Origin of the sequence: Methylibium sp. T29-B, assembly GCF_000576225.1 — a bacterium.
Classification (GTDB): domain Bacteria; phylum Pseudomonadota; class Gammaproteobacteria; order Burkholderiales; family Burkholderiaceae_C; genus Methylibium; species Methylibium petroleiphilum.
The window spans coordinates 1-2,670 of the sequence record NZ_AZSN01000284.1; the positions used below are offsets into that span (position 1 = coordinate 1).

The window sequence follows — 2,670 nt, forward strand, 5'->3', positions numbered from 1 at the left end:
CCGCCGGCACCGCCCGCGCCGGTGGTGCGCGACGTACCGGCAACGACCCGCCGTGCGGTGCCGGCGACAGCGCCGCAGTGGCGCCTGCCGAGAAGCCGGCCGCTCCGGTGGCGGCGGAGGGCAGGGTTCACACCGTCGCCGAACTGCCCGACGACATCCGCCGTCAGTTGCCGGCCATCGCGGTCGGCGGCTCGATCTACTCCGCGGAGGCGGCCAACCGCTTCCTCATCATCAACGGCCAGATCTTCCACGAGAAGGACAAGCTCGGTCCCGAACTCGTGCTCGAGCAGATCAAGCTCAAGGCCGCGGTGCTGCGTTTCAAGGGCTACCGCTACGAGATCACCTACTGACGCTGGCGTGTCGGCCACCAACCCCTCGAATCCGGCACACTCCGCCGCTGGCCCTGCCGGGGCGCCGCCGCTGATCTGCGGCAACTGCCAGGGGCCGATGCAGGTGCTGGCGCTGCGCGGGCACTACGGGCAGGCGGTGGAGGTCGACCTCTGCGCGCCCTGCCATCTGGTGTGGTTCGATGTCATCGAGTCCGCGCGCCTCAACGGACCGGCGATCCTGGAACTGATCGGTCACATGGCGCAGGCCCAGTCGCTGGCGCACCAGCCGCTGCGTCAACAGGCCGCCTGTCCGCGCTGCCGCAGCGGCTTGAAGACCGTGCACAACCGTTCGCGCTGGGGCCGCTCGCTGCAGCTCGAATGCCCGAAGCGGCACGGCGCCTACCAGTCGTTCGCGGAGTTCCTGTTCGAGAAAGGTCTGGTGCGGCCGCTGTCGTCGGCCGACCGGGCCGCGCTGATCCGGCGCGATGGCCACATCGACTGCGTGAACTGCGGTGCGCCGATCGCGGGCGGTGACGCGCAGTGCGGCCACTGCCGCTCGGTGCCGAGCCTGCTCGACGTCGCCCGGCTGGCGCGTGCGCTGGACCCGGAAGGCGCCACCGAAGACCACCCCGTGCACGCCACCGCAACCCACCGCGGGGCGCTGCAGTGCGGGGCCTGCGGCGCGGCGCTGGCGCCCGGGCAGGCGATGCAGTGCGCGCAGTGCGGCGCCACGCTGGCGGTGAGCCGACTGGCCGATGCGCACCGCCAGGTGGCGATGCTCGGGCCGCAACTCCAGGCGCATGCCGAGAAGCCGGCGCCGCACACGGTGGCGCGCCGCATGGCGGCCCTGTCGGCCGACCTGCCGCGTCAGCGGGAGTGGATCCTGCGCATGCGCGCCGACACCGCGGGCCGGCATGGCGGCGACGAGGACGACGATGAGCTGCTGTCCTGGTTCACCCGGCGCACCAACCCGCTGCGAGCGGTGTTCATCGCGCTGCTGTTGTGGTGGGCGTGGTGGATGTGGTCCTGAGCCGGGCGCGAGCCCGACCTCGGGCGTTCACACTACCGTCTGCAGCCGCTGCCGGCGGGCCGCCTCCGCGGCGCGCGCGTCGTCGATCTCGCGCAGCACGCTGCCCAGGTCGACCGCCGCGGTGCTGCGGTCGAAGCGGCCGGTGAGCACCACGTCGGGATGCAGCATGCCGCGCTGGTAGAGGTCCCAGATCTCGGGGCCGAAGTCGGTGGGCAGCAGCTCGGGCGCGTAGCGGCCGAAGTAGCCGCTCAGGTTGCTCACGTCACGCAGCAGCATGCGGCTCGCGTGGTTGTTGCCGGCGGCGTCCACCGCCTGGGGCAGGTCGATGATCACCGGGCCGTCGGCGGCCAGCAGGATGTTGAACTCCGACAGGTCGCCGTGCACGACGCCGGCGCACAGCATGCGCACCACCTCGGCCAGCAGCGCGGCATGGTGGCGGCGCGCTTCCTCCGGCGTGAACGCCACGTCGTTGAGCCGCGGGGCCGCATCGCCATGGGCGTCGGTCACCAGTTCCATCAACAGCACGCCGTCGTGGAAGTTGTGAGGGCGCGGGACACGCACGCCGGCGGCGGCCAGCCGGTAGAGCGCGTCGACCTCCGCGCTCTGCCACGCCGCTTCCTGGGCCTGGCGGCCGTAGCGCGTGCCCTTGGCCATGGCGCGGGCCTGGCGGGTGTTCTTGACCCTGCGGTTCTCGGTGTAGTCGACCGCCTGGCGGAAGCTGCGCTCCGTGGCCTCCTTGTAGACCTTGGCGCAGCGCGTCTCGTCGCCGCAGCGCACCACGTAGACCATGGCTTCCTTGCCGCTCATCAGCTGGCGAACCACGCTGTCGATCAGGCCTTCCTCGATCAGGGACTGCAGTCGCTTGGGGGGTTTCATCGCGGCATTCTGCGCCGCGTCGCGGCGGGTCCGGCGCGACTACAGGTAGAGCGCCACGACCTCCACCACGGCGTCCTCCCATACCACCGGGATCGCCACGAGCGCCGTCGCGCCGATGCCCACCGCTGCAGCGGCGGGCGATCCCGGCTCGTCGGCCGGGAAGTCGTTGATCACCGGCACACCGCGCTGCAGGGCCTTGACGAGCGAGCTGCCGGTCGACGACAGCGGCAGCTGGGCGATGCCCGAGGAGCGGCCGCCGTGCAGTTCGCTGAAGGCCTCGACTCTCCGCAGTTCGGACTGCGCCGCGTCGGGCACCCAGCGCTCGATGCGGTGCGCCAGCGGCAGCCGCGCGCTCGCCAGGAAGGCCACCACGTGGCGATCGGCGAGCCGCGAGCCCGCGGGAATCGCCAGGCCGCGCAGCAGGCCCGCCGCCGC

The 2,670-nt window shown here is 72.3% G+C and carries 4 protein-coding genes; 2 read left to right on the forward strand and 2 right to left on the reverse strand.

Annotated elements, in window-relative coordinates; translation table 11 throughout:
* Together Y694_RS21105 and Y694_RS21110 are read left to right on the forward strand one after the other, a co-directional pair.
* Positions 1-350 (forward strand): general secretion pathway protein GspB (locus Y694_RS21105; protein ID WP_197028844.1); only part of this gene is annotated, 350 nt, incomplete at its 5' end.
* A gap of 7 nt (positions 351-357) precedes the next feature.
* Positions 358-1,359 (forward strand): hypothetical protein, encoded by a 1,002-nt coding sequence (locus Y694_RS21110; protein ID WP_036236307.1) that lies wholly within the window; start codon positions 358-360, stop codon positions 1,357-1,359.
* 27 nt (positions 1,360-1,386) lie between these two features.
* On the opposite strand, the gene Y694_RS21115 is transcribed toward Y694_RS21110, so the two are convergent.
* The gene (locus tag Y694_RS21115) at positions 1,387-2,235 is read right to left on the reverse strand and encodes a PA4780 family RIO1-like protein kinase (protein ID WP_036236309.1); all 849 of its coding nucleotides are present in this window, start codon (positions 2,233-2,235) and stop codon (positions 1,387-1,389) included.
* 39 nt (positions 2,236-2,274) lie between these two features.
* A partial coding sequence (locus Y694_RS25100; protein WP_036236311.1) for a hypothetical protein occupies positions 2,275-2,670 on the reverse strand: 396 nt, incomplete at its 5' end.